At 61.8% G+C, this 2,951-nt stretch carries 3 protein-coding genes; all 3 read right to left on the bottom strand.

Translation table 11 applies throughout. The annotated features are described in order from the left end of the window. Positions 1-2 precede the first annotated feature (2 nt). From deoC to Q0K15_RS11040, 3 genes are read right to left on the bottom strand one after another with little or no spacing between them, the layout of a single operon-like run. Positions 3-668: a deoxyribose-phosphate aldolase gene (gene deoC, locus Q0K15_RS11030; protein WP_294515895.1), complete on the bottom strand. Its 666-nt coding sequence runs from the start codon at positions 666-668 to the stop codon at positions 3-5. 28 nt (positions 669-696) lie between these two features. Further along, complete coding sequence (locus Q0K15_RS11035) at positions 697-1,824, bottom strand: DUF362 domain-containing protein (protein ID WP_294515896.1); 1,128 nt, start codon at positions 1,822-1,824, stop codon at positions 697-699. Positions 1,825-1,852: 28 nt separating this feature from the next. After that, complete coding sequence (locus Q0K15_RS11040) at positions 1,853-2,830, bottom strand: MBL fold metallo-hydrolase (RefSeq protein ID WP_294515897.1); 978 nt, start codon at positions 2,828-2,830, stop codon at positions 1,853-1,855. Between the last annotated feature and the right edge of the window lie 121 nt (positions 2,831-2,951).

A 2,951-nucleotide genomic window follows, 5' to 3' on the forward strand; every position in this document is an offset into this window, starting at 1 on the left:
TCTCAGTACCCCTCGCCCTGCTGGCCCTTCACCAGCTTCACGATCCGGGAGGTGCCAAGGCGGTCGGCGCCCAGGGCCAGGAAGTCCTCGGCGTCCTTCAGGCTGGTGATGCCGCCGGCAGCCTTGACCTTCACGCCGGGACCCACATGCTTCACCATGAGGGCTACGTCCTCCCGGGTGGCGCCGCCGGTGGAGAAGCCGGTGGAGGTCTTGATGTAGTCGGCGCCAGAGGCGGTGACAATCTCGCACATCTTGATCTTCTCCTCCTCTGTGAGGAGGCAGGCCTCCACGATGACCTTGAGAATGCGGCCCTGGCAGCTCTCCTTGATGGCCTTGATCTCGGTGAGGAGGTCATCCCACTTCTGATCCTTCACCCAGCCGATATTGATGACCATGTCGATCTCGTCGGCGCCGTTGCGAATGGCGTCCTCGGTCTCAAAGACCTTCACAGCCGTGGTGGAATAGCCGTTGGGGAAACCGATCACAGTGCAGATCTTCAGGTCATTGCCCACATACTCGGCGGCCTGACGCACATAGGCGGCGGGAATACACACAGAAGCGCACTCATATTTACGGCCGTCGTCACAGATCTCCTTGATCTGTGCCCAGGTAGACTCCTGCTTCAGGAGGGTGTGGTCACAGTGCTTCAGGATCTCCTTTACGTCCATAGATAACATCCTTTCTCGACTTGATGGCTTATTTCACTTCGATGAGCTCGTAGGAGCGGGTACCCAGACCGATCTTCTCGGCGTGCTCCAGGCAGGAGCGCCAGTTGGTCTCGGGGAAGTTATTGCAGAAGTGGTCGTGGTGGTCCTCACAGCCCTCGGTGTGGAGGTACTGGTCCAGACGGCTGCCGGGCATGACGGGCTGACGCAGGCAGGCGTCGGCGCAGGCCTGATCCAGCGCCACCGCGTCAAAGGAGGCAAACATACCCACATCGGGGATGATGGGGACGTCGTTCTCAGCGTGGCAGTCGCAGAAGGGGGAAACGTCCATGACCAGACTGATGTGGAACTGGGGGCGGCCGTCCACCACGCCCTTGGCGTACTCGGCCATCTTCCGGTTCAGGTCGTCGTTGGCGCTGGAGTTCCGGTTGACGATGGCGTCGAAGTTACAGGCACCCAGGCAGCGGCCGCAGCCCACGCACTTGTTCTGGTCGATGAAGGCCTTCCGGTCCTCGCCGTAGGAGATGGCGTCCTGGCCGCACTGCTTGGCGCACTGACGGCAGCCCACGCACTTCTTCTGGCGGACCTCCGGCTTACCGGAGTTGTGCTGCTCCATCTTGCCCCGGCGGGAGCCACAGCCCATGCCGATGTTCTTGATGGCGCCGCCGAAGCCGGTGGCCTCGTGGCCCTTGAAGTGAGTCAGGCTGATAAAGACGTCGGCGTCCATCACCGCCCGGCCGATCTTGGCGGTCTGGATATACTCAGCCCCCTCCACGGGCACCTCCACATCGTCGGTCCCCTTGAGGCCGTCGCCGATGATGATCTGACAGCCGGTGGAGAAGGGCGAAAAGCCGTTTTCATAGGCGGCGTCCATGTGCTCCAGGGCGTTCTTCCGGCGGCCTACGTAGAGGGTGTTACAGTCGGTGAGAAAGGGCACGCCCCCCATGGATTTGACCACGTCGGCCACCACCTTGGCGTAGTTGGGCCGGAGGAAGGAGAGGTTGCCCGGCTCGCCAAAGTGGATCTTGATGGCCACCAGCTTCTTCTCCATGTCAATGTCGCCCATGCCGGCGGTGCGGATGAGCTTTTCCAGCTTCTTCAGCAGATTGGTGCCAATGGGAGCTCTCAGATCAGAAAAATATACCTTTGCCTGTTCCATATCGTCATTCCTCTCGTTTTCTTTCACATCAAATGGCATAGTAGGCCGCCTTGCCCTCCACCGTCTCCCGGCGGAGCTGGCCAAGGACGATCAGGTGGTCCAGGTGGGACATGCACTCGCCCACGGCGAACCACTTCTGTGCTACCGGGAAGTCCGCCCAGGAGCTGGCCCGAATCTTCCAGGTCATGTGGCCGGCCAGCTCATAGGCCCCCCGTCCCGGATGGGCCTTTACCACGTTTAGCGCCTCCTCCAGCCGCCTCTGATGGTGGCAAAGGAGTTCGTCCACCCGCGTCTTCAGGTCCCCGCTCTTCCGGTGGCCGGGCAGGGTGAGCTCCGGGTCGTAGGCGCGGATCTTTTTCAGGCTCTCCAGATAGGCCCCCAGGGCATCCGCCATGGCAGGCCAGAACGTGATATTGGGGGTGATATCGAAGAGCACATGGTCCCCGGTGAAGAGGATGCCACGCTCCGGCAGCCAATAGCACATCTGCCCCGGCGTATGGCCGGGCATGAGCAGGCACTGGATGCGGCACCCTCCCCTCTCCAGAATCTGACCGTCGGCCAGGCCCTGATAGTGCCCACCGGACGGCGGCGCCATGGACCGGGCCGGGTTGGTCTCGCTCATCCGGGCCAGCAGATGCCGCGGAAAGCCCTCCGTTCGGAAACGCTCGTTCATGCGCTCCCAGTGTTTTTCCCCATAGGTCCGATCATCCAGATGGGGACGGTCCACCTCACTCATATAGATGGTCCGCTCCCCCGCGGCCTCCGGCGCCAGGCCGGAATGATCGGAGTGGAGGTGGGTGAGCAGAACCTCTGTCTCCCCACGGCGGATGCCGAGCTCCCTCAGTCCGGTAAAGAGCGCCTCCCGGCAGGCCGGCTGACGGAACCCGGTGTCGATGAGCAGATTCCCGTCCTCACCCTTCAGGAGGTAGGCGTTGAGTTCCTTGAGCGGGTTGCCCACCAGGGGCACCGGGATCCGGTAGATCCCGGCCGCGATCTCTTCTGGCATAGCGGTGCCTCCTACCATATTGTGATGTTGATACGTATAAACATATCACATTCGGAGAAAATTGACAATCGCATTTTCCCGGCGGCAACGAAAGGCGCCCGCTCCGATGAGCGGGCGCCTC

Origin of the sequence: uncultured Intestinimonas sp. (genome assembly GCF_944387245.1) — a bacterium.
GTDB lineage: Bacteria > Bacillota > Clostridia > Oscillospirales > Oscillospiraceae > Intestinimonas.

Excerpts from the sequence above, each read along its gene's own strand:
- deoC (WP_294515895.1), bottom strand. The coding sequence starts at position 668 with ATGGACGTAAAGGAGATCCTGAAGCACTGTGACCACACCCTCCTGAAG.
- Q0K15_RS11035 (WP_294515896.1), bottom strand. The coding sequence starts at position 1,824 with ATGGAACAGGCAAAGGTATATTTTTCTGATCTGAGAGCTCCCATTGGC.
- Q0K15_RS11040 (WP_294515897.1), bottom strand. The coding sequence starts at position 2,830 with ATGCCAGAAGAGATCGCGGCCGGGATCTACCGGATCCCGGTGCCCCTG.